1 protein-coding gene is annotated in these 1072 nt (G+C 64.2%); it reads left to right on the forward strand.

Going from position 1 to position 1072, the window contains the following annotated elements; genetic code table 11:
- Window positions 1–1072 (forward strand): sensor histidine kinase (locus tag AC1DYI_RS36610; RefSeq protein ID WP_477208985.1); only part of this gene is annotated, 1072 nt, incomplete at both ends.

The raw sequence follows: 1072 nt of genomic DNA on the forward strand, positions 1-1072 counted from the left end.
GTGCTGGTGCTGCCGGTGGTCTTCGAAGGCCAGGTGCGCGGCGTGCTGGAGCTGGCATCGCTGGAGCACTTCAACCCGGTGCACGAGGCCTTCCTCGACCAGTTGACCGAGTCGATCGGCATCGTGATCAACACGATCGAGGCCAACACCCGCACCGAAGACCTGCTGAAGCAATCGCAGTCGCTGGCTTCCGAGCTGGGCAGCCGGCAGGAAGAGCTGCAGCAGACCAACCAGGAGCTGCAAGACAAGGCGCGCCTGCTGGCTCACCAGAACCAGGAGGTCGAGCGCAAGAACGSCGAGGTAGAGCAGGCCCGCCAGGCGCTGGAAGAAAAAGCCGAGCAGCTGGCGCTGACCTCGAAGTACAAGAGCGAGTTCCTGGCCAACATGTCGCACGAGCTGCGCACGCCGCTGAACTCGCTGCTGATCCTGTCGGACCAGCTGTGCAAGAACCCCGACGGCAACCTGAGCCCGAAGCAGGTCGAGTTCTCGAAGACCATCCACGCTTCGGGCAACGACCTGCTGATGCTGATCAACGACATCCTGGACCTGTCGAAGATCGAGTCSGGCACGGTAGCAGTCGATGTGTCCGAACTGCGCATCGACGAGCTGCACCGCTCGATCGAGCGCGGCTTCCGCCACTTCGCCGAATCGAAGCACGTGGACTTCGTCGTGCAGCTCGAGCCGCCGCTGCCGAAGAGCCTGATCACCGACGTCAAGCGCCTGCAGCAGATCATCAAGAACCTGCTGTCGAACGCGTTCAAGTTCACCCACGTCGGCCAGGTGACCTTCAGCATCGCGCAGGCCACCGGCGGCTGGTCGCGCGAGAACGAAGAGCTCAACCGCGCCAGCCAGGTGATCGCCTTCTCGGTGGCCGACACCGGCATCGGCATTTCGCCCGACAAGCAGCAGATCATCTTCGAGGCCTTCCAGCAGGCCGATGGCTCGACCAGCCGCAAGTACGGCGGCACGGGGCTGGGCCTGGCGATCAGCCGCGAACTTTCGCGCCTGCTGGGTGGCGAGATCCGGCTCATCAGCGCGCCGGGCCAGGGCAGCGTGTTCACGCTGTACCTGC

The organism is Ideonella sp. P3_A4, assembly GCF_056403075.1.